The sequence below is a fragment of the Sphingopyxis sp. SCN 67-31 genome, from assembly GCF_001725095.1.
The window spans coordinates 1-18641 of record NZ_MEFH01000116.1; the positions used below are offsets into that span (position 1 = coordinate 1).

22 protein-coding genes and 1 pseudogene are annotated in these 18641 nt (G+C 67.9%); 4 read left to right on the forward strand and 19 right to left on the reverse strand.

Annotation, left to right across the window (positions count from 1 at the left end):
* The 3 genes from ABS88_RS20350 to ABS88_RS20360 form a co-directional block, all read right to left on the reverse strand.
* On the reverse strand, positions 1 to 438 hold a 438-nt coding region (locus tag ABS88_RS20350; protein ID WP_286750436.1), incomplete at its 3' end, for a DNA gyrase subunit A.
* 56 nt (positions 439 to 494) lie between these two features.
* Complete coding sequence (locus tag ABS88_RS20355; RefSeq protein ID WP_286750437.1) at positions 495 to 1496, reverse strand: pyridoxamine 5'-phosphate oxidase family protein; 1002 nt, start codon at positions 1494 to 1496, stop codon at positions 495 to 497.
* Between the two features lie 85 nt (positions 1497 to 1581).
* Positions 1582 to 2994 carry a M20/M25/M40 family metallo-hydrolase gene (locus tag ABS88_RS20360; RefSeq protein ID WP_076076465.1) on the reverse strand — a complete coding sequence of 471 codons (1413 nt, stop codon included), beginning with the start codon at positions 2992 to 2994 and terminating at the stop codon, positions 1582 to 1584.
* A 147-nt stretch (positions 2995 to 3141) separates the two neighbouring features.
* On the opposite strand from ABS88_RS20360, the gene ABS88_RS20365 reads away from it, so the two are divergent.
* Positions 3142 to 3555, forward strand: a complete 414-nt coding sequence (locus tag ABS88_RS20365; RefSeq protein WP_076076462.1) for a ribose-phosphate pyrophosphokinase — start codon at positions 3142 to 3144, stop codon at positions 3553 to 3555.
* A gap of 500 nt (positions 3556 to 4055) precedes the next feature.
* On the opposite strand, the gene ABS88_RS20370 is transcribed toward ABS88_RS20365, so the two are convergent.
* Positions 4056 to 4985 (reverse strand): isopenicillin N synthase family dioxygenase, encoded by a 930-nt coding sequence (locus tag ABS88_RS20370; RefSeq protein WP_104959800.1) that lies wholly within the window; start codon positions 4983 to 4985, stop codon positions 4056 to 4058.
* Between the two features lie 140 nt (positions 4986 to 5125).
* On the opposite strand from ABS88_RS20370, the gene ABS88_RS20375 reads away from it, so the two are divergent.
* Entirely contained in the window at positions 5126 to 5551 is a 426-nt protein-coding gene (locus ABS88_RS20375) for an EVE domain-containing protein (RefSeq protein ID WP_067112435.1), read from the forward strand.
* Between the two features lie 15 nt (positions 5552 to 5566).
* On the opposite strand, the gene ABS88_RS20380 is transcribed toward ABS88_RS20375, so the two are convergent.
* From ABS88_RS20380 to ABS88_RS20410, 7 genes are all read right to left on the reverse strand, one after another.
* Positions 5567 to 5884: a PilZ domain-containing protein gene (locus ABS88_RS20380; protein ID WP_158682261.1), complete on the reverse strand. Its 318-nt coding sequence runs from the start codon at positions 5882 to 5884 to the stop codon at positions 5567 to 5569.
* Positions 5885 to 5974: 90 nt separating this feature from the next.
* Positions 5975 to 6559 carry an SOS response-associated peptidase family protein gene (locus ABS88_RS20385; RefSeq protein ID WP_158682259.1) on the reverse strand — a complete coding sequence of 195 codons (585 nt, stop codon included), beginning with the start codon at positions 6557 to 6559 and terminating at the stop codon, positions 5975 to 5977.
* 9 nt (positions 6560 to 6568) lie between these two features.
* Positions 6569 to 6970: an alternative ribosome rescue aminoacyl-tRNA hydrolase ArfB gene (gene arfB, locus ABS88_RS20390; protein ID WP_067112444.1), complete on the reverse strand. Its 402-nt coding sequence runs from the start codon at positions 6968 to 6970 to the stop codon at positions 6569 to 6571.
* Positions 6963 to 7646: an RluA family pseudouridine synthase gene (locus ABS88_RS20395; RefSeq protein ID WP_104959798.1), complete on the reverse strand. Its 684-nt coding sequence runs from the start codon at positions 7644 to 7646 to the stop codon at positions 6963 to 6965. Before ABS88_RS20395 ends, arfB begins: the two co-directional genes overlap by 8 nt.
* A gap of 47 nt (positions 7647 to 7693) precedes the next feature.
* Positions 7694 to 8509 (reverse strand): DODA-type extradiol aromatic ring-opening family dioxygenase, encoded by an 816-nt coding sequence (locus ABS88_RS20400; RefSeq protein WP_076076449.1) that lies wholly within the window; start codon positions 8507 to 8509, stop codon positions 7694 to 7696.
* Positions 8510 to 8513: 4 nt separating this feature from the next.
* On the reverse strand, positions 8514 to 9116 hold the full coding sequence (wrbA, locus tag ABS88_RS20405; RefSeq protein ID WP_076076446.1) for an NAD(P)H:quinone oxidoreductase: 603 nt from the start codon (positions 9114 to 9116) through the stop codon (positions 8514 to 8516).
* 92 nt (positions 9117 to 9208) lie between these two features.
* Positions 9209 to 9916, reverse strand: coding sequence for a pirin family protein (locus ABS88_RS20410; RefSeq protein WP_076076444.1), 708 nt, complete (start codon positions 9914 to 9916; stop codon positions 9209 to 9211).
* A 142-nt stretch (positions 9917 to 10058) separates the two neighbouring features.
* On the opposite strand from ABS88_RS20410, the gene ABS88_RS20415 reads away from it, so the two are divergent.
* Both ABS88_RS20415 and ctrA read left to right on the forward strand, forming a co-directional pair.
* Positions 10059 to 10985 carry a LysR family transcriptional regulator gene (locus tag ABS88_RS20415; protein ID WP_076076441.1) on the forward strand — a complete coding sequence of 309 codons (927 nt, stop codon included), beginning with the start codon at positions 10059 to 10061 and terminating at the stop codon, positions 10983 to 10985.
* A 139-nt stretch (positions 10986 to 11124) separates the two neighbouring features.
* A complete protein-coding gene (gene ctrA / locus ABS88_RS20420) occupies positions 11125 to 11832 on the forward strand; it encodes a response regulator transcription factor CtrA (protein WP_003040277.1) in 708 nt (235 codons plus the stop codon).
* 72 nt (positions 11833 to 11904) lie between these two features.
* Here ctrA and ABS88_RS20425 read toward each other — a convergent pair whose 3' ends face one another.
* From ABS88_RS20425 to ABS88_RS20460, 8 genes and pseudogenes are all read right to left on the reverse strand, one after another.
* Entirely contained in the window at positions 11905 to 12336 is a 432-nt protein-coding gene (locus ABS88_RS20425; RefSeq protein ID WP_076076439.1) for a PilZ domain-containing protein, read from the reverse strand.
* A gap of 182 nt (positions 12337 to 12518) precedes the next feature.
* The gene (locus ABS88_RS20430) at positions 12519 to 13052 is read right to left on the reverse strand and encodes a hypothetical protein (RefSeq protein WP_076076436.1); all 534 of its coding nucleotides are present in this window, start codon (positions 13050 to 13052) and stop codon (positions 12519 to 12521) included.
* A 234-nt stretch (positions 13053 to 13286) separates the two neighbouring features.
* Positions 13287 to 13832: a hypothetical protein gene (locus tag ABS88_RS20435; RefSeq protein WP_076076434.1), complete on the reverse strand. Its 546-nt coding sequence runs from the start codon at positions 13830 to 13832 to the stop codon at positions 13287 to 13289.
* A gap of 127 nt (positions 13833 to 13959) precedes the next feature.
* Entirely contained in the window at positions 13960 to 14802 is an 843-nt protein-coding gene (locus ABS88_RS20440) for a glycine zipper 2TM domain-containing protein (protein ID WP_076076431.1), read from the reverse strand.
* A gap of 114 nt (positions 14803 to 14916) precedes the next feature.
* A complete protein-coding gene (gene msrC, locus ABS88_RS20445) occupies positions 14917 to 15405 on the reverse strand; it encodes a free L-methionine (R)-S-oxide reductase MsrC (protein ID WP_286750438.1) in 489 nt (162 codons plus the stop codon).
* A gap of 26 nt (positions 15406 to 15431) precedes the next feature.
* Positions 15432 to 17576, reverse strand: a complete 2145-nt coding sequence (locus ABS88_RS20450) for a prolyl oligopeptidase family serine peptidase (protein WP_076076426.1) — start codon at positions 17574 to 17576, stop codon at positions 15432 to 15434.
* Positions 17577 to 17874: 298 nt separating this feature from the next.
* Positions 17875 to 18294 carry a 50S ribosomal protein L17 gene (rplQ, locus tag ABS88_RS20455; protein ID WP_067105459.1) on the reverse strand — a complete coding sequence of 140 codons (420 nt, stop codon included), beginning with the start codon at positions 18292 to 18294 and terminating at the stop codon, positions 17875 to 17877.
* Positions 18295 to 18493: 199 nt separating this feature from the next.
* Positions 18494 to 18641, reverse strand: a pseudogene (locus ABS88_RS20460) (DNA-directed RNA polymerase subunit alpha); the annotation flags it as partial.

Genomic DNA, 18641 nt, shown 5'->3' on the forward strand with positions numbered 1-18641 from the left:
GAGCCCCTGCATCAGGTCGATCGCGACGCGCGTCAGCCGCGCCTCGGTATAGCGATAGGCGGCGGCGTTATCGCCGTCGATGTTGCCGAAATTGCCCTGGCCGTCGACGAGCGGATAGCGCAGCGAGAAATCCTGCGCGAGGCGGACCATCGCGTCATAGACCGCGGTGTCGCCGTGCGGGTGGAACTTGCCGATGACGTCGCCGACGACGCGCGCCGATTTCTTGTAACCTTGCGACGGGTCGAGGCGCATCGCGCGCATCGCCCACAGCAAGCGGCGGTGGACGGGCTTCAGCCCGTCGCGCAGATCGGGCAGCGAGCGCGCGGTGATCGTCGACAGCGCATAGACGAGATAGCGTTCGGACAGCGCGCTGTCGAACGGGGTATCAATGCTGTCGCCGGGGGCCGAGGGAGGAAGGTCGTCGTCGGTTGTCGCCATTACCCGCGGCCGATAGCAAGCCGCACGGCACATGGCAAAGGGCTATCGCGGGACGATCAATAGAGGTTGTCGTGATAATCCTTGTCGAGCCCCTTCTGCATCAGGCCGGGGATCGAGGTGACGGCGCTCGCGATCCGCGCGCCCAGCCCCCTGGCGCGGTTGAGCCGGATATGCTCGACGAACATCTTCGCGGGACGGATATCGGCGGGCGGCGGCGCGCCCGGCCACAGCGGGGCGCGGGCGAGGGCGGCGCTTTCGCCCAGCGCGACGCGCAGGTCGTCGATCCGCACCGCGAGCCGCGGCACCTTGTCCTGCACCGCGAAGCGTTCGCGCGCGGCCTCGTCGGTGGTCAGCGTCGCGGTGCCGGCGATCCGCACGATCCGGTGCGAACCGGGGATCAGCAGCGCCGCGGCGATGCGCGGCTGCGCGATGATGTTGCGAAAGCTGTCGGTCCGCCGGTTCCCCGGCCGGTCCGCGAACCACAGCGCGTCCCCGTCGAGGTGCGCGAGCGCCCCCGCCGGATCGCCCTTGGGGCTGAGGTCCGCATGTCCGTCGGGATCGACCGTCGCCAGCGCCATGAAGCGGCTCGCGGCGGCGAAAGCGCCCGCGTCGCCGATCGCCTGTCCGGGCGGATCGGGGTGCCAGAAGGCCGAACGGATCAGCGCCTTGGCGCAATGGACATAGCATTCCTCGACCGCGATCTGCGCCTCGCCGTCCGCCACCGCGACGACGCGGCCGTTGATGCGCAGCGTTTCGCCGATGCCGGGAAGCAGGAACAGCGAGCCGAAACCGGCGCCGGCCCTGATGGCCGCGGGGTCGTCGATCCGGTCGAGCGGCACCGCCAGCATCGCCCCGTCGCTTCGCGCGAATCCGGCCGCCCCGCCGCCCAGCGTGAGCGTCACGCCGCCGCCGTCGCCGAGGCCGGCGAACATCAGCGGCGAAGCCGCGAGCCAGCGCTGCGCGGTGGCATCGACATGGTCGATAACCTTGAGGTCGATGGCGGACGATGCCTTGCCCACCGCCGCCTCGATCGCCGCGATGCTGTCGATCCTGGCCATGCCTGTCCTCTTCCGGCGAGGAGCATGTCATACTTGCGAATGACTCGCAATATATGATTGTCGGGCCGCGATCGCGCCCCTGCCGTCAGGGTTTGTCGGCATAGGCCTTGACGAGGTCGAACATATAGTCGCGTCCGACATAGACCGACCGCACCCCCATACGCTCGTCGAGCCCGTGCGCGCCATTGCCGTCGGGGTCGCCCCACATGCCGGGAATGCCATAGGTCGGGATGCCGACGGCGCCGAGGAAGGTCGCGTCGGTATAGCCGTTCGCCATCGCCGGAATGACCTTCAGCCCCGGCCAGTATTTATCGACCAGCGTCTGCATCGGGCCGATCACCCTGGGGTCGAGCGGCGGCGCGGGCGGCGCGGGGCGCTTGGGCGGCAGCTGCGTCACGGTAACGCCGGGGTCGCCGATCACGCGTTCGAGTTCGGCCTTGATCTCCTCGATCGGGTGGCCGGGGAAGATGCGGCAGTTGACGTTCGCGCCCGCGCGTTGCGGCAGCGCGTTGGGAGCGTGGCCGCCGTCGAGCAATGTCGCGACGCAGGTCGTGCGCAGGTTCGAATGGAGGAAGCGATCCGCGTTGACGATCGCCTCCGCCGCCTTGTCCGTGGGATCCTTCGCCAGCGCGGCCATCGCCCGGCCCGTCTCGTCTCCGCGCGCCGCACCCGCCTCCGCAAAGAAGCGGCGCGTCGTGTCGGTCATCTCGAGAGGAAATGCATATTGCCCGATCTTCGTCAGCGCCGCGGCGAGCTGATAGATCGCATTGTCGGGCACCGGCGCCGAGCTGTGGCCGCCGGGGTTGCGGGTTTCGAGGCGGAAATTGGCGAAGGTCTTTTCGCCGACCTGCACCGACTGACCGATCACCTTTCCCTTGCCGTCGCTGTCGCCGCCGCCGCCTTCGTTGAGCGCGAATTCGGCGTCGATCAGGTCGCGCCGGTTCGCGGCGAGCCATTCGGCGCCGTTGAATGCGCCGTTGGTCTCCTCGCCGCAGGTCAGCGCGACCTTGACCGTGCGCTTCGGCTTGTAATTTTCCTTCCGGAACCGGATCAGCGTGTCGACCCATACCGCCGCCTGCGCCTTGTCGTCGGCGGTGCCGCGGCCATAGAAATAGCCGTCCTCCTCGACCATCCGGAACGGGTCGCGCTCCCAGTCGGCGCGCTTCGCCTCGACCACGTCGATATGTGCGATCAGCAGGATCGGCTTCGCCGTCTTCGAGGTGCCGGGATAGACGGCGACGAGGCCGCCCTCCTTCGGATGCGCGGGGTCCGCGAAGAGGGTGAGCTGGCTGTCGGCGAATCCGGCCGCCGTCAGCCGCGCCGCCATACGCTCGGCCGCGAGGGTGCAGCTTCCCGCCGACAGCGTCGTGTCGGTTTCGACAAGTTCCTTGTAGATGTCGCGGAAGGCAAGCTGATCGGGGCGCGGTTGCGCGTCCGCCGCCATCGCGGGCGCGGCGAACAGCAACGGCAAGGTCAGCAGTGCGGTCGGACATTTCATGGCGTATCTCCCTGTTGCCGGAAAGGGAGCAGAAAGGCCGGACCACCGCAAGCCGCTTTGCTTTGACTTGCGCGTCGTTCCCCTTTCGCCCATTTCGCAGTGGCAGGGGTCGCGGGAAACCGCGATGCGAAAGGGAGACGGCACGGCATGGCCGCCGGGAGCAAGCGCGACGAGGGATTGGGCGATGCGGTCGTCCCGGCGGATGCGAGCGCGCTCGGCGATGCGCCGCGCATCCGCGCGATCCTGACCGACGCAGCGCGCGAGGGACGCCCCGTCAGCTATTCGGAGCTGCTCGGCGAACTGGGCTTCCGCTTCACCCGGCCCAAGATGCGCGCGGTGTGCCGGACATTGGCCGAGGTCGACCGGCTGTGCGCGCTCGACGGCGAGCCCGACCTCGCGGTGCTGGTGGTGCGCGAAAGCGACGGCCTGCCGGGGCAGGGCTGGTGGGTCGGCGGCACCGCGCTGCTTCTGGGCTATGACGGTCCGTGGGAGGGCGCCGCGGCGGCGCGCTTCATCAAGGAGCAGCAGCAGGACGTGTTCGATTATTGGGCGGAGCGGTGAGGGCGGCCAGTTTCGACCGATAGGAACCATCGCCACCCGCTTGCGCGGGGGCGAAGGCCTTGCATTGGATTTCGCGCAGAGGCGCAAAGATCGCAGAGGCGCGCGCGCTTCATCCTGCGATCTTCGCGCCTCTGCGCGAATTTCGGAGAATGCCGGGTATCAGCCGAAGCGCGATATTTCTTTTCTCGTCACCCTGAACTTGTTTTGGCAATTATCCCTTTTCGACAGGTGACTGTACCCCGGCGAAAGCCGGGGTCCATGCGAAGCAGCGCTTTGCCATCTGGACCCCGGCTTTCGCCGGGGAACGGCTCCTGACTTGCCGGAAGGGTATAGATGCCAACTTGTTTCAGAGCCTGCCCCGGACCCGATCCGGGGGTCCATGGTCTGCCTTTTCCTTCGGCGCGGCGCCGATTTCGAGTCCCGGCCATGGATGCTGAAACAAGTTCAGCATGACGAAGTTCAGAGGACGCACTCCGACATGGACCTCTGCTGACTGCGCCCTATGTCTTCAACCCGATCTCGCGCAGCCGCTCCTGAAGATAGGCGTCGGCGGTGATCGGCGTCGGATAGAGGTTCGGGTGCGCGGCATCGATGCAATTCTCCAGCGTCCGAATCGGATAGTCCGAACGGAAATGGAGGAAGAAGGGCATCGAATAGCGCGCGACGCCGGCGCGGCCGGCGTCGGGGTTGCGGACGCGGTGCGTGGTCGAGGGCAGGCGGTTGTTGGTCAGTCGCTGCAGCATGTCGCCGACATTGACCGCCATCGCGCCGGGCGGCGGCGCGACGGGCAGCCAGCTTCCGTCCTTGTCGAGGATTTCGAGCCCCGCCTCCTCGGCACCGAGCAGCAGCGTGATCGTGTTGATGTCCTCGTGCGCCTCGGCGCGGATGCCTTTCGCGGGCCCTTCGACCGGCGGATAGTGGAGCAGGCGCATCACGCTGTTGCCGTCCTGCACCGTCGCGTCGAAGAAATCGGGCGCGAGGTCCAGATAGCGCGCGATGCCGGAGAGCAGCCGGCCGCCGACGCGATCGAATTCGGCGAACAGCGTTTCGAAGGTGGTGCGAAAGCTCGGGACCTCGTCCGGCCAGACATTGTTCGGCTGCTGCGCGGCGAGCGGATGGCCTTCGGGCAGGTCGCGGCCGACGTGCCAGAATTCCTTGAGGTCGACCTCCTTCGCGCCCTTCGCGATTTCGACCCCGAAGGGCGTATAGCCGCGCGCGCCGCCCAGCCCGCCGAGATGATAGGCGCGCTTCGCCTCTTCGGGCAGCGCGAAGAACGCCCTGGCCTTTGTCCAGGCGGCGTCGATCAGCGCGGGGTCGATGCCGTGGTCGGTGATCATCGCGAAACCGAACCGCTCGAACGAAGCGCCGAAATCCTGCGCGAAGCGGTCCGCAGGCAGCGAAAGGGAGATGACGGGGACGGCGGCGGTCATGCTGTTGTATCCATTGTTCGATGCGTTGACGCGATGCCGATTGCCATGTTCGCGTCCCCTTGCGATCTAGGCTTTCCGCCGGTGCCGGGAAAGGGAAAAAGGCGGTTCCACCGTGCGCGCCGCTCGGCTAAGCCCCGGCCATGGGCAAGCAATATTGGCTGATGAAATCCGAACCCGACGTCTATGGCTGGGACGATCTCGTCAAGGACGGGACGGGAATCTGGGACGGCGTGCGCAATCACAGCGCCAAGCTGAACATGAAGGCGATGAAGGTCGGCGACGAGGCGCTCTTCTATCACAGCAACATCGGCAAGGCGTGCGTCGGGATCATGCGGATCACCGAGGAGAGTTTCCCCGATCCGACCGCAGAGGCGGGCTCGCCCTGGGTCGTGGTGCGCGTCGAGCCGGTGCGCGCGTTGGCGCATCCGGTAACGCTTGCGGCGATCAAGGCCGACCCGAAGCTTGCCGACATGGACCTTGTCCGCCTGTCGCGCCTGTCGGTCGGGCGCGTCACGCCCGATGAATGGGCGCATATCCTCAGGAAGTCGGAGCAGCCTGAGGGCTGATCCCGACGTCGGCGCCTACCGGCCGAGCTTGGTCTGGAGGTGGCTCGCGACCGACGGGTGCAGCGGCTCGACGAACTCGCAGCCGTAATTGTCGCCGGCGGCGCGGCGCACCACCGCCTCGCGCGGTTCGAGCCCCGGCAGGCTGACCCAGATGCGCCTGCCGACCGTCTGCCGCGAAAAGGTGAACATGCGGAACCCGGTCGACGACAGGTCGAACAGTTCGGCGTCGAACGGATTCTGCCCCGCTTCGCGAAAGCGCACGCGCCCGTCGATCGAGGCGCGCTCGGCGCGGCGTGTGTCGGTGGGAACGGCAAAGGCGTTGCGGTTCGGCACGGCGGATCGACCTTTCGAATGATTCGAACGTCTCCGGTCTAGCGATCCGATGGTTATCGCAAGGTCAACGGGCATGGTGAAACGGGCTGGTTAAGGCGGCGTTGGTCCCATTTCCATCCAATGCCCCGGACAGGCGGCGACCAGTCCGGCCGCATCGCGCCAGTCGGCGGTCAGCCAGCGGGCGTGATCCTCCGGATTCAGGATCACCGGCATCGCCTGCCCGCCGAGGCGCTCGACGAAGCTGTTGGGATCGGTGGCGAGCACCGCGAAGCAGGGCCAGTCCGCCGCGTCGCGCACTATGCCGGCGAAGGCGAAGAGCGGCCGGGCGCGGAGCGATATCCAGTGCTGGCGCCGCGCGCCGGCGGGGCCCGACCACAGCGCGAAGCTGGTTGCGGGGACGAGGCAGCGAAGCTCGGGATGCCGTAGCGTGCCGATCCAGAACGGGCTCGACAGGTTGCGGACGCTGGTGACGGGGCGCGTGCCCGACGCGGGCGGCGGAACGCCCCACAATCGCGGGCGCAGCCGCCACCGCGTCCCGCCGCGCCCGTCGCCGACGATCACCGGGGCCGGGCGGCCGGGCGCGACATAGTCGCCGGCCCATGGATCGTCGTCGGCCTCCGCCCCGAAGGCCGCGGCCATGCGGCTCGCCGGGGCGTCGAGGCGGTAGAGGTGCACGGGGGAGTCCTAGTCGGTGCCGCGCACGCGGCCGCGGCCCGCCTTCACCGCGCTGCGCGCCTTCTTGCTGTCGACGCGCCGCGCCCTGGCGGCCTTGCTGGGCTTCGTCTTGATCCGCCGTTCGGGACGAACCAGCGCGGCGTCGATCAGCTCGCCGAGGCGTTCGCGCGCGTCGGCGCGGTTCGCCTCCTGGGTGCGGAAGCGGCGCGCGAGGATGACCAGTTCGCCGTCGGCGGTCAGCCGGCTCCCGGCGAGCGTCCTGAGCCGGCGGTACGCATCGGGGGGCAGGCCGAGCGCGAAAACGTCGACACGCAACTGGCACGCGGTGGCGACCTTGTTGACATTCTGTCCGCCGGGGCCGGAGCCGGCGAGAAAGCGTTCGGAGATCGCGCTTTCGGGGATGTCAGCCACGGGTCGGCGCCGCGCCTTCGGGCGCCGCGAAGCCCAGCGCGGCGAAGCGGTCGGGGAAGGGCGCCTCGGCGACGATGGGCGGCTTGACGTCACGTTCGACGACCAGCCGCTCGGCGTGGAGCAGGGTGCGATCGCTCTTCCGGCCGCGGCCATAGACGGGATCGCCGAGGATCGCGAAGCCGAGCCCTTCGAGCGCATGAACGCGAAGCTGGTGGGTGCGGCCCGTTTCGGGGCGAAAGCGAAGCAGCGCACGGCCGTCCGCGACGGCGAGCTTTTCCCAGTGCGACACCGACGGCTTGCCCTTCGGGTCGCCGATCATCCGCCAGCCCGTCTCCGCGCTCGACGTCTTGGCGAGCGGCAGGTCGATCGTGCCGCTGTCGCCAGCGGGCACGCCGTCGAGGATCGCCAGATAGCGTTTCTCGACCGCGCGCGCCTCGAAAGCCCGGGTGAAGCGGCCGTGCGCCTTGGGATTGCGCGCGAGCAGCAGGCAGCCCGAGGTGTCGCGGTCGAGCCGGTGGACGGGCAGCGGCCAGCGCCGGAAGCCGAAGCGCAGGCTGTCGAGATGATTCTCGAGGCTGAGGCTGCCGTCGCGCGGCGGATCGACCGGCAGGCCTTCGGGCTTGTCGATGACGAGGGCCTCGCCGTCGAGGAACAGGACATGGTCGGACAGCAGCATCGCCGCGCTATAGGCGAAGCGGCCGGGTGCGCCAAGGTCGCTGAAATCTATTGCTCCGCACCGAAAGCATAGGCGTCCATCGCGAGCACCGCATAGGTGACGCTGTCGTGCAACCGCCTGGCGTGGAGGCCATCGTCTTCCGCGCCCGCGCCCATCGCGACGAACAGCGGCAGGATATGATCGGGCGTCGGATGATTGTCGCGGCCGTGCGGTGCGCGTTCGACCGCGTGCAGCAGGTCGTCGACGGCGTTCGCGGCCATGCGGTCGGCGATCCAGTCGGTGAACGCCGTCACCCAGGGCGCCGCCGGGGCGTCGATCGGCGGGCGTGCGGAAAAATAGGCGCGGAGATTGTGGGTGATGCTGCCCGATCCGACGATCAGCACCCCGTCGTCGCGCAGCGGAGCGAGCGCCTGCCCCAGCGCATAATGCCATTCGGGCGGCGCGTGGGAGGCGATCGAAAGCTGGACGACGGGAATGTCGGCATCGGGGTAGAGCAGTGAAAGCGGCATCCAGGCGCCATGATCGAGCCCGCGCTCCGCATCGACCGTGACGGCGAGGCCGTGAGCGGCGAGGCGATCGGCGATGCGCCGTGCCAGCGCGGGATCGCCCGGCGCGGGATAGCGCAACGCGAAAAGCGCATCGGGAAAGCCGCCGAAGTCGTGGATCGTCGGCGGCCGGGGCGATGCGGTGACGGTCGCGCGGCCGCCTTCCTGCGCGGCGTCGTGATGCGCCGACACGGCGAGGATCGCGCGGGGGCGCGGCAGACGGATGCCCAGTCCGGCGAGGAAATCCCGCGCCGGACTGGGCTCAAGCGCCATCATCGGCGAGCCGTGCGAAAGGAACAGGCTCGGCAGACGGCGCATCGGGTCAGGCCGCCAGCTTCGCGGCGGTGCGCGCCACGCGTTCGCCCAGATAGCGCGCGCCGCCGAGGTCGGCTTCGCTCGGCTGGCGCGACCCGTCGCCGTTGGCGATCGTCGTCGCGCCATAGGGCGCGCCGCCCTTGACCTCTTCGACACCCATCTGGCCCGCATAGCCATAATCGAGCCCGACGATCGTCAGGCCGAAGTGCAGCAGGTTGGTGATGATGTTGAACAGCGTCGTTTCCTGTCCGCCATGCTGCGTCGCCGACGAGGTGAAGGCGGCGCCGACCTTGCCGGTCAGCAGGCCCTGCGCCCAGACGCTGCCGGCGGTATCCCAGAAACTCGCCATCTGGCTCGACATGCGGCCGAAGCGCGTCGGCGTGCCGACGACGATCGCGTCATAGTTCGCCAGTTCCTTGGGGTCGCTGAGCAGCGGGTGCGCGGTGTCGGTCTTGAAGCCGGCGGCCTGGACGACCGCTTCGGGCGCGGTTTCCGCGACACGGCGGATATCGACCTCGGCGCCCGCGGCGCGCGCGCCTTCGGCCACCGCGTCGGCCATCGTCTCGATATGCCCATAGCTCGAATAATAAAGCACCAGAACCTTTGCCATCTTCCTTGTCCTTTCAGTCGGCCTTGAAAAAAGAGGGGTGGGCCGCCGCCGGGGGAGGGGGATTGGCGGCGGCCCGAAGCAGCGGGGGGGAGCTAGAGGCTGTCGACGAGCACCAGTTCGGCGTCGTCGATCGCCTCGACCTCGATCCGGGCGACGTCGCGGATCGCGATGCCGTCGCGCGGATCGGCATCCGTGCCGTTGACGCGGATGCGGCCCTTGGCGGCGACCAGATAGGCGTGGCGTCCGGCGCCGAGGTCATAGACGACGCGGTCGCCCGCGCTCACCGTCGCCGCCGCGACGCGGGCGTCGGCACGGATTGGCAGGGCCCCGAAACTTTCGCCGTCGCCCTCGATCCCGCTCGCCACGGTCACGAACCGGCCCGAACGGTCGGCCTTGGGAAATTCGCGCTGACCCCAGCCGGGCGCGCCGCCCGGACGATCGGGGATGATCCAGATCTGGAACAGCGTCGTTTCCTCGTCCTCGAGGTTGAACTCGCTGTGCGTGACCCCGGTGCCTGCGCTCATCACCTGGACGTCGCCCGCCGCGGTGCGGCCGCTGTTGCCCATGCTGTCGCGGTGGCTGATCGCGCCGGTGCGGACATAGGTGATGATCTCCATGTCGCGGTGCGGGTGCGGGGGAAAGCCCGACTGCGCCGCGATGGCGTCGTCGTTCCAGACGCGCAGCGCGCCCCAGCCCATCCGGCCCTCGTCATGATAGTTGGCGAAGGAGAAGTGGTGGCGGGCATCGAGCCAGCCGTGGTCGGCGTGGCCCAGCGTATCGAACTTGCGGATATCGATCATGGCCTTGTCCTTTCATCGTCCTTTCATCGCCGCCACGGGCCATATGTCCCGGCGGCCTTTCGTGTTGCAGCCAAGATAGCGATGGCGATCGTTTCTGGAATAGCGTAGATGGAAAACGATCGTTTCCGAATTTGGGGTATTGATGGCGCTTCCCGATTATGAAGGCTGGGCCTGTTTCGCCGCTGTGGCCGACAGCGGCAGCTTCACGGCCGCGGCGGGGGCGCTCGGTCTGTCGAAGGCGAGCGTGTCGAAGGCGGTGAGCCGGCTCGAGGCGTCGCTCGGCATCACCCTGCTGCACCGCAGCTCGCGCTCTGTGACGGTGTCGACGGCGGGGGAGGGGCTGCTCGGCGAAGCGCGCGCGATGGTCGCGGCGGCGACGGCGGCGACCGAGGCGGCGCGCGGCGACCGGCTCGACCTTGCGGGGCCGGTCAGGCTCGCGGCGCCGATGAGCTTCGGCATCAAGGTGCTCGGCCCGCCGCTCGCCGCTTTCCTCGAACGCCATCCCGCGGTCGAGATCGAGGTGGCGCTGAGCGACGCGCGCCAGGACCTCATCGCCGAAGGCATCGATCTTGCGCTGCGGATCGCGCCGCTCGCCGATTCCAGTCTGCTCGTGCGCACGATCGCGCCGGTCGCGGCGTCGGTGCTGGCAAGCCCCGCCTATCTCGCGAGCCACGGCACGCCGCGGCATCCGCTCGACCTCGGCGGGCATCGGCTGATCGGCTACGGCCATCGCGAGCGCGCCGCGCCGCTTCGGTTCCATCGGGCGCGCGAAGAAGCGACGGTCCTGCCGACGGGGCCGCTGTTCGCGAACAACGGCGATGTCATGGTCCCGCTGCTCGTCGCGGGTGGCGGCATCGCGGTGCTGCCCGACTTCATCGTGGAGGAGGCGCTGGCGTCGGGCGCGCTGGTGAAGATCCTGACCGACTGGTCGCTTCCGCAAGCCTATCTCCACCTGCTTTCGCCGCCCTCGCGCCTCCGCCCCGCGCGCGTGCGGGCGTTGTCGGACTATCTCGTCGAGGCGCTGAAGCTGTCGTGCGCGGGGCGCGACTCGCGGGAATCCGGCGATTAAATCAAAATTAACCTTTTCCCTTCATTGCTTTCATGGTTAATGTTCCGGCAGTCCTGCAAACAGGGGTCGGCCGGGGGCGTCACGATAGCCGGCGGACAGGTCGCGGGATGATCGTGGGAAACAGGTTAAGGGGTGCCCAATGCGCGTACTGCTGATCGAGGACGAGCCGACGACCGCCAAGGCGATCGATACGATGCTGACGACCGAGGGCTTCAACGTCTACACGACCGATCTGGGCGAGGAAGGCCTCGATCTGGGCAAGCTCTATGATTACGACATCATCCTGCTCGACCTGAACCTGCCCGACATGCACGGCTATGACGTGCTCAAGAAATTGCGCACCGCGAAGGTGCAGACACCGGTGCTGATCCTGTCGGGCATTTCGGAAATGGATTCGAAGGTGCGCTCGTTCGGCTTCGGCGCCGACGATTATGTCACCAAGCCCTTCCACCGCGACGAGTTGGTCGCCCGCATCCATGCGGTCGTCCGCCGCTCGAAGGGGCACAGCCAGAGCGTTATCAAGACCGGCAAGCTCGCGGTCAATCTCGACACCAAGACGGTCGAGGTCGACGGCGTCCGCGTCCATTTGACCGGCAAGGAATATCAGATGCTGGAGCTGCTTTCGCTCCGCAAGGGCACGACGCTGACCAAGGAGATGTTCCTGAATCATCTCTACGGCGGCATGGACGAGCCCGAACTCAAGATCATCGACGTCTTCATCTGCAAGCTGCGCAAGAAGCTGGCGCTCGCCTGCGGCGGCGAAAACTACATCGAGACGGTCTGGGGCCGCGGCTATGTGCTACGCGACATCGACGAGGAAGGCAACGAAGTGCGCCGCGTCGCCTGACGCCGCATCGCTACAGGGCAAAGGGGGACCCGGCGCGGAGCGATCCGCGCCGGTTTTTTTGTGCTCGTGTACTTAGCGGCTGCGCCCGTAGTGGCCGGGAAGCTTGGTCGTCAGCCCCAGGCCGGGCCGCCATGTCGACAGCCGCGGCGCGGGGACGATCTGGAAATCGGCCTTGGCGTCCGCGGTGACGAGCTGATCGCCGTGCGCCGCGCGCAGCCGGACGGTTTCGATCGGCTGGTCGGTCTGGATGCCGAATTTCCGGTCCGCGACCCAGCGCACGGTGCCGAGCATCGGATCGTGCCCCGGCATGAAGATCGTCATCCGCTCGCCGATTTCGAGCGGATAGGGACCCTGCCCCCCGATACCATGTTCGGACACGTTGCGGATCGTGACGTCGAACCGGCCGAGCCGCTGGCACCCGAGCGCAGCCTTCACCAGCCGCGACTGACGCGGTCGGCGTTTCTCGGCTGGAGCCGTCGAGGCGGGGGCCTCTGGATGCGGCATGGTGCGACCCGATACTGCCGCCCGACCCCCACGTCCGGCGGTAATTATGGTCCCGTTTCAGGCTCTAAAGGAAGAAGGTAAATTTTCATATAGCGACGCGGGCGGCGGCGGCCGGGCCGCCGCACGGCGACAACGGCCCACCGCGCGCCGAAAAGCGCCGGTGGGCCGAGCGCGACGAAGCGTCAGCGGCGCAGGCCCGAGACGTCGAGGTCATGGACGCGGCCATAGCGCACGTCGCAACTGAACTTGCCCTTGTCATAGGATCCGCCGCGGCCCCAACGGCCATAGCCGTCGCGCACCACCAGCCGGCCCTTGATCTTGTAGCCGTCGCGCTTGCGATCGATCCGCGTCACCTCGGTCACGTCGGCGCGGCCATAGCGGCTCGCGCGGCGCTGCACGGCGTTGACGCACTGGTTCACCGCACTGCGGCTGTCGCCATAGCGGCGATAGTCATAGCCGTAACCATGGCGAGGGTCGTCGTAGCGGCCGCGATACCGGCTGTCGTATCGATCGTAGCGGTCGTTGCCGGACGCGAGGATCGCGGCCAGCCCGCCGAGCACCACCGCACCGGCGATGATTTCGCCCGCGCCGATGCCGTCATCGTGGCGGTCGCGCGCGACCACGGGCGTGGCGCTCAGCATGGCGCCCGCGGCGACTGTCCCGATCACGGCCTTGGTCCAGGCCGGGACGGTCCGGGGGAGGGGTGTCCGGGTCATATTCGGTCTCCTTCACACGAGGCAGCGGTCGCTGCCTGTTGGAGCCCTTGTAGAGCCGCTGCGGTGACGCGGCCCTGAACTTCCTGCTTATCTGGGGTTCAGTCTTGGACCCGCGCCCGGCGCCCGCCGCGAACTGCGGTGCCGTTCGAAAAGCGGCGCGCCGGGGAACGGGCCTTTGTTCGTGTGAAGGAGATATGCGCCGAAAGCCCGACGCAAAAGGGCGCCGATATCGGCTCAGCCGAAGCTGACGTCGATGACGCGGCCGTTCCGGTAGCTGCAGCCGAAACTGCGCACCTCGCCGCCCAGGCGTGACGCGGTGCCCGTGACATACCAGCCGTCGCCGCCGTTGGCCGGCCGGGTGTCGGTGATGCTGTCGACGCGGGCGTCGTCGCCCATCTCGCCCTCGACCGCCCAGCTGCAGGCATCGGCGGCGCGCGCTTCGGCTTCGCCGCTGCCATAGGCGCGCGGCGCGTCGTCGCGGCGCGATTCATAGCGCGGCATGTCGCGCGGATCGTCACGATAGGGCGGTTCGTAGCGATCGTCGCGGTTACGCCGATCGCGGCCGTCCCGGCTCGCGGCGCTGGCGATGGCGGCGATCGCGCCGATGACGAACAGCCCGCCGATCACGTCGCCGGCGTCGATCCGGTCGTGGTGGCGATAGCCCCAGCCTCCGCCGCCCCAGCCGCCATGGCGGCTGCGCGCCTCGGCGGGCGTGGCGGACAGGCCGACCGAGGTCAGGACGATGGCGGTGGCGGTCGCAAGGCTGGTCAGCTTACGCATCGGCTACGCTCCTTGGCGGGCAGGGGGATGGCGCCCGCGATCACCGCCCGCCTTAGGCGGCCGATGCTTTCGCGTCGCTGAACTGCCCTCGATACGCGGCGACCCGATTGCGCGCGAACGCTCTTTCTCAGCAGACGCAGCGCGGCTTGGGTTTCGGTTTCCAGCGCTTCTTGGCGACGACGCGCTTCTTCACCGGGACCGTTTCATAATAGGTGCGCGTGCTCGTTTCGACGCGTTCGGTCACCACCGGCGGGCCGTTGATGATCGTCGTCACCACCACGCCCGGCGTGTAATAGCCGTATCCATAGCCATAGCCGTAACCGTGCTGATAGGCGCCGCCCTGGTAATAGCCCCCGCGGCTCGCCCGCCATGCCTCGCACCGCTGGCGATCCGCGGCATCGCCGATCGCGGCGCCCGCGATCGCACCGAGCCCGCCGCCGATCAGCGTTCCCGCGGTGCGATTGCCGCGGCCGGCGATGCGATTGCCCGCGATGCCACCCACGACGCCGCCGACAACCGCACCGCCCACTGTGCCCCCCTGGCCGCAGCGCCGTTGCATCTCTTCCTCATAGGCATGGTCGTATCCGCCATAATAAGGCGCATAGCCGGGCGGCGGGGGCGGATAATCGACGCCCGCGCCCGGCCGGCCTTCGACCGAGCCTTCGTAGCTGCCATGATAGCGCCGCCCGTCGGGCGCTTCATAGGTGCCGTCCCAGGTGCCGGTCCAGCGTCCCTCGGCGTCATAGCTGCCGCGAAAGACCGTGCCGGGCGGCGGCGGCGGATAATCGCCGCCGCGATACTCGACCTCGCTCGGCACGCGATCGGGATAGCCGGTGTAGACGCGCGTGTCGGTCGCGGTGGGCACGCCATATTCGAGCGATGGCGACGGAGCGGGCGCCTCCGTGCTGTTGGCGCGCCCTGCAAGCAGCAGCGACCCCGCGGCGACCCCGAGCAACAAGATGGTGCGCATGCCAAATCCCCTTTCCCGGCGGCAATCCGCCATTGGTTAACAGGATGTTAGCAAAATCGAGGCTTGTTCGCGAATCCGTTTACCCTGATCCGCGCGTCCCATTTTGGGCCAATGTCAGCCCGCGAGCGCCGGCGCGACGCGGGCGATCAGCGCCTCGGCACCCGCCTGATCCTCGGGCGCGAAGCGGCCCGGATGGGGGCTGTCGAGATCGAGGACGCCGACCAGCCGGTCCGCGACGACGATCGGCACGACCAGTTCGCTGCGGCTCGCCGCGTCGCAGGCGATGTGGCCGGCAAAGGCCTGCACGTCGGCGACGCGCTGCGTCGCGCGCAGCCGCGCGGCGGCACCGCACACCCCCCTGTCGAGCGGGATGCGGATGCACGCCGCCTTGCCCTGGAACGGCCCCAGCACCAGCTCGCGACCGTCGAAGCGATAGAAGCCCGCCCAGTTGAGGTCGGGGATCGCCTGCCAGACCAGCGCCGCGACGTTCGCCATGTTGGCGATGCCGTCGGTTTCGCCCGCCACCAGCGCCGCGGCGGCGTCGGCCACCTCGGTCCACAGCATCGCGGGATCGGTCGCGGAAAAGGAGAAGGCGTGCGACATGTGCGTTCTTTCGGAGTGAGGCAGCGTTATTCGACGGCCAGCCCGGTCCATTTGGCGGCGAAGGCATATTTGTCGGCGGCCTCTGCGATGATCTTGTCGGTCGGCTTGCCCGATCCGTGGCCGGCGCGCGTTTCGATGCGGATCAGGTGCGGCTTCGGCCCGATATCGGCGTGCTGCAACTGGGCGGTATATTTGAAGCTGTGCCCCGGCACGACGCGGTCGTCGGTGTCGGCGGTGGTGACGAGGATCGCCGGATAGGCGGTGCCGCCCCGGATATTGTGATAGGGCGAATAGCCGAGCAGATTCCGGAAATCGCTCTCCCGCGACGGATAGCCATAGTCGTCGACCCAATAGCGCCCGGCGGTGAAGCGGTCGAAGCGCAGCATGTCCATCACGCCGACCGCGGGCAGCGCGGCGGCGAACAGGTCGGGGCGCTGGTTGGTGACGGCGCCGACGAGCAGACCGCCGTTCGACCCGCCCTCGATCGCCAGCTTGCCCTGGCCGGCGATCCCCTCTGCGATCAGATATTCGCCCGCGGCGATGAAATCGTCGAAGACATTCTGCTTGTTGGCGAGGCGGCCGGCGTCGTGCCACGCCTTCCCATATTCGCCGCCGCCGCGCAGGTTGGCGATCGCGAGCACACCGCCCTTGTCGACCCAGGCGAGCCGCGTCGGCGAAAAGGCAGGGGTCAGCGACACGTTGAAGCCGCCATAGCCGTACAGCAGGGTCGGCGAGCCCTGCGACCGGTCGATGCCCTTCTTCTGGATGACGAACATCGGCACCTCGGTGCCGTCCTTCGACTTGTAGAAGCGCTGCTCGACCGCGAACTGCTTCGGGTCGAAGGTGAGCTTCGGCGCCGCGAAGACGTCGGTCTTTCCGCTCACCGTGTCGAGCCGGTAGATGGTCGTCGGCTGGGCGAAGCTGGAAAAGGCGTAGAAGGTCTCTGGGTCGCCCGGCTTGCCGCCGAAGCCCGCCGCCGATCCGATCGCGGCCAGATTGATGTTCGCGACCGGCTTGCCGTCGAGCGCGACCATCCGCGCCTCGGACTTCGCGTCGCCGAGGTAGGAGAGGATCAGGCGGTCGCCGACGCGCGAGGCGCCGACCAGCGTCGCCTCCTGCTGCGGGACGATCTCGGTCAGGGCGCCGGGCTTGCGGATGTCGAGCGAGACGATGCGCTGGCGCGGCGCGTCCCTGTTGGTGACGAAGGTGAACCGCGGGCCCTGGTTGGTCACATATTCCCAATTGTTCGCGAAGTCGTCGACCAGCGCGATCGCCTTGCCGCCCTTCACCGGGTGGAGCGTCAGCGCATAGCGCTCGTCGGTCCCCTCCGACGAGACGACGAGCACATATTTGCCGTCGTCGGTGACGCGCGTGCTGTGGTTCAGCTTCGGCTGATCGGGGCTCGCGTGGATCAGCACATCGGCGCTTTGCGGCGTGCCGAGCTTGTGGAAATAGACGGCGTGATTTTCGTTGAGCGACTGGAACGCCTCGCCCGCCTGCGGTTCGGGGAAGCGTGAATAATAGAAACCGCTGCCGTCCTTCGCCCAGTCGAGCGACGAGAATTTGACCCAGCGGATCTCGTCGGGGGTGTCGGCGCCGGTCGCGACGTCCATGACGCGCACGATGCGCCAGTCGGTGCCGCCGTCCTGCACCGCATAGAGCAGATACCGGCCGTCCTCCGACGGTTCCCATTCGGCCAGTGCGGTCGCACCGTCCTTCGCCCAGCCGTTGGGGTCGATCAGGACGCGGCCTTCGCCCGCCAGTCCGTCGCGGACATGGAGCACCGCCTGCGGCTGGAGCCCGTCGTTGCGCGTATAGAAATAGCGGGTACCCGCCTTGCGCGGCAGGCCGAAGCGCTCGTAATTGTAGAGCTCGGTCATCCGCTTCGCGAAAATGTCGCGGCCGGGCAGCGTGTCGAGATAGGCGTCGGTGACCTTGTTCTGCGCCGCGACCCAGTCGGCGACCTTCGGCGCGACGCGGACGTCGTCTTCCAGCCAGCGATAGGGATCGGCGACGGTCACGCCGAACTGCGTGTCGGCGGTGCCGTCGCGTTCGGTCGCCGGATAGGCGAGCCCGCTTGCAGGCGCCGCCGCGTCGGTCGCCCCGGCCGCTCCCGGCGTCATGAGCAGGGCAACCAGCGCCAGCGGCGCGGACAGGCTTTTGCGGTGCATGGCAAGGCGATCCTCATCGTGTCGGGAAACAATCTTGCGTCCCTATGAAACCATCGGCCCATGGCGGGCAAGGGGAATCGGGTGGGATGCGAACCTGAAGCCTGATCACCTTGGACTCTGATGACATTAGATTGACCCCCTTCGTCATTGCGAGCGGAGCGAAGCAATCCAGAGCGGTTTGCGCCAACTCTGGATTGCCGCGTCGCTTCGCTCCTCGCAATGACGATTCCAACCCATGAAAAAGGGCGGCCGTCCCATGGACGCCGCCCTTGATCTTGTGTCACCGGAAAGGCGCGGCTTACGCGTCTTCCAGTTCCTCGTCGGTCATCACCGGACCCGAATCCTGGCCCTTGGCATCGACGTCGCGGTCGACGAATTCGATGATCGCGATCGGCGCCGCGTCCGAAGCGCGGATGCCCGCCTTGATGATGCGGGTGTAGCCGCCGTTGCGATCCTTGTAGCGTTCGGCGAGCACGTCGAACAGCTTGACGAGCTGCGTGTCGTCCATCAGCCGGCTCTGCGCGAGGCGGCGATTGGCGAGCCCGCCGCGCTTCGCGAGCGTGACCAGCTTCTCGATATAGGGGCGCAGTTCCTTCGCCTTGGCGACGGTCGTCGTGATCTGCTCGTGCTTGATCAGCGAGGCCGACATGTTGCGGAACATCGCGATGCGATGCGCGCTGGTGCGCTGAAGCTTCCGGCCACCCGATTTATGACGCATGTTCTTGTCCTTCGTTCGTTAAGGGCCCGTATGAGGTAGCCCAGACCAGGTCGATTAACGGGCCGACCCATTCCCGTTCCTCCCCCGCGGGGGGAGGGGGACCACCCGAAGGGTGGTGGAAGGGGCACAGGAGGTTTACGCAGCGCGTGCCCCTCCACCATGCTTCGCATGGTCCCCCTCCCCGTTTCGGGGAGGATGATTACCCCAGCAGCTCCTGTTCGAGCTTCTTGGCCATTTCCTCGATATTCTCCGGCGGCCAGCCGGGGATGTCCATGCCGAGGCGCAGACCCATCGACGAGAGCACTTCCTTGATCTCGTTGAGCGACTTGCGGCCGAAGTTCGGCGTG

Coding starts and splice junctions, on each gene's coding strand:
- ABS88_RS20355 (WP_286750437.1), bottom strand. CDS start 1,496: ATGGCCAGGATCGACAGCATCGCGGCGATCGAGGCGGCGGTGGGCAAG.
- ABS88_RS20360 (WP_076076465.1), bottom strand. CDS start 2,994: ATGAAATGTCCGACCGCACTGCTGACCTTGCCGTTGCTGTTCGCCGCG.
- ABS88_RS20365 (WP_076076462.1), top strand. CDS start 3,142: ATGGCCGCCGGGAGCAAGCGCGACGAGGGATTGGGCGATGCGGTCGTC.
- ABS88_RS20370 (WP_104959800.1), bottom strand. CDS start 4,985: ATGACCGCCGCCGTCCCCGTCATCTCCCTTTCGCTGCCTGCGGACCGC.
- ABS88_RS20375 (WP_067112435.1), top strand. CDS start 5,126: ATGGGCAAGCAATATTGGCTGATGAAATCCGAACCCGACGTCTATGGC.
- ABS88_RS20395 (WP_104959798.1), bottom strand. CDS start 7,646: ATGCTGCTGTCCGACCATGTCCTGTTCCTCGACGGCGAGGCCCTCGTC.
- ABS88_RS20400 (WP_076076449.1), bottom strand. CDS start 8,509: ATGCGCCGTCTGCCGAGCCTGTTCCTTTCGCACGGCTCGCCGATGATG.
- wrbA (WP_076076446.1), bottom strand. CDS start 9,116: ATGGCAAAGGTTCTGGTGCTTTATTATTCGAGCTATGGGCATATCGAG.
- ABS88_RS20410 (WP_076076444.1), bottom strand. CDS start 9,916: ATGATCGATATCCGCAAGTTCGATACGCTGGGCCACGCCGACCACGGC.
- ABS88_RS20415 (WP_076076441.1), top strand. CDS start 10,059: ATGGCGCTTCCCGATTATGAAGGCTGGGCCTGTTTCGCCGCTGTGGCC.
- ctrA (WP_003040277.1), top strand. CDS start 11,125: ATGCGCGTACTGCTGATCGAGGACGAGCCGACGACCGCCAAGGCGATC.
- ABS88_RS20425 (WP_076076439.1), bottom strand. CDS start 12,336: ATGCCGCATCCAGAGGCCCCCGCCTCGACGGCTCCAGCCGAGAAACGC.
- ABS88_RS20430 (WP_076076436.1), bottom strand. CDS start 13,052: ATGACCCGGACACCCCTCCCCCGGACCGTCCCGGCCTGGACCAAGGCC.
- ABS88_RS20435 (WP_076076434.1), bottom strand. CDS start 13,832: ATGCGTAAGCTGACCAGCCTTGCGACCGCCACCGCCATCGTCCTGACC.
- ABS88_RS20440 (WP_076076431.1), bottom strand. CDS start 14,802: ATGCGCACCATCTTGTTGCTCGGGGTCGCCGCGGGGTCGCTGCTGCTT.
- msrC (WP_286750438.1), bottom strand. CDS start 15,405: ATGTCGCACGCCTTCTCCTTTTCCGCGACCGATCCCGCGATGCTGTGG.
- ABS88_RS20450 (WP_076076426.1), bottom strand. CDS start 17,576: ATGCACCGCAAAAGCCTGTCCGCGCCGCTGGCGCTGGTTGCCCTGCTC.
- rplQ (WP_067105459.1), bottom strand. CDS start 18,294: ATGCGTCATAAATCGGGTGGCCGGAAGCTTCAGCGCACCAGCGCGCAT.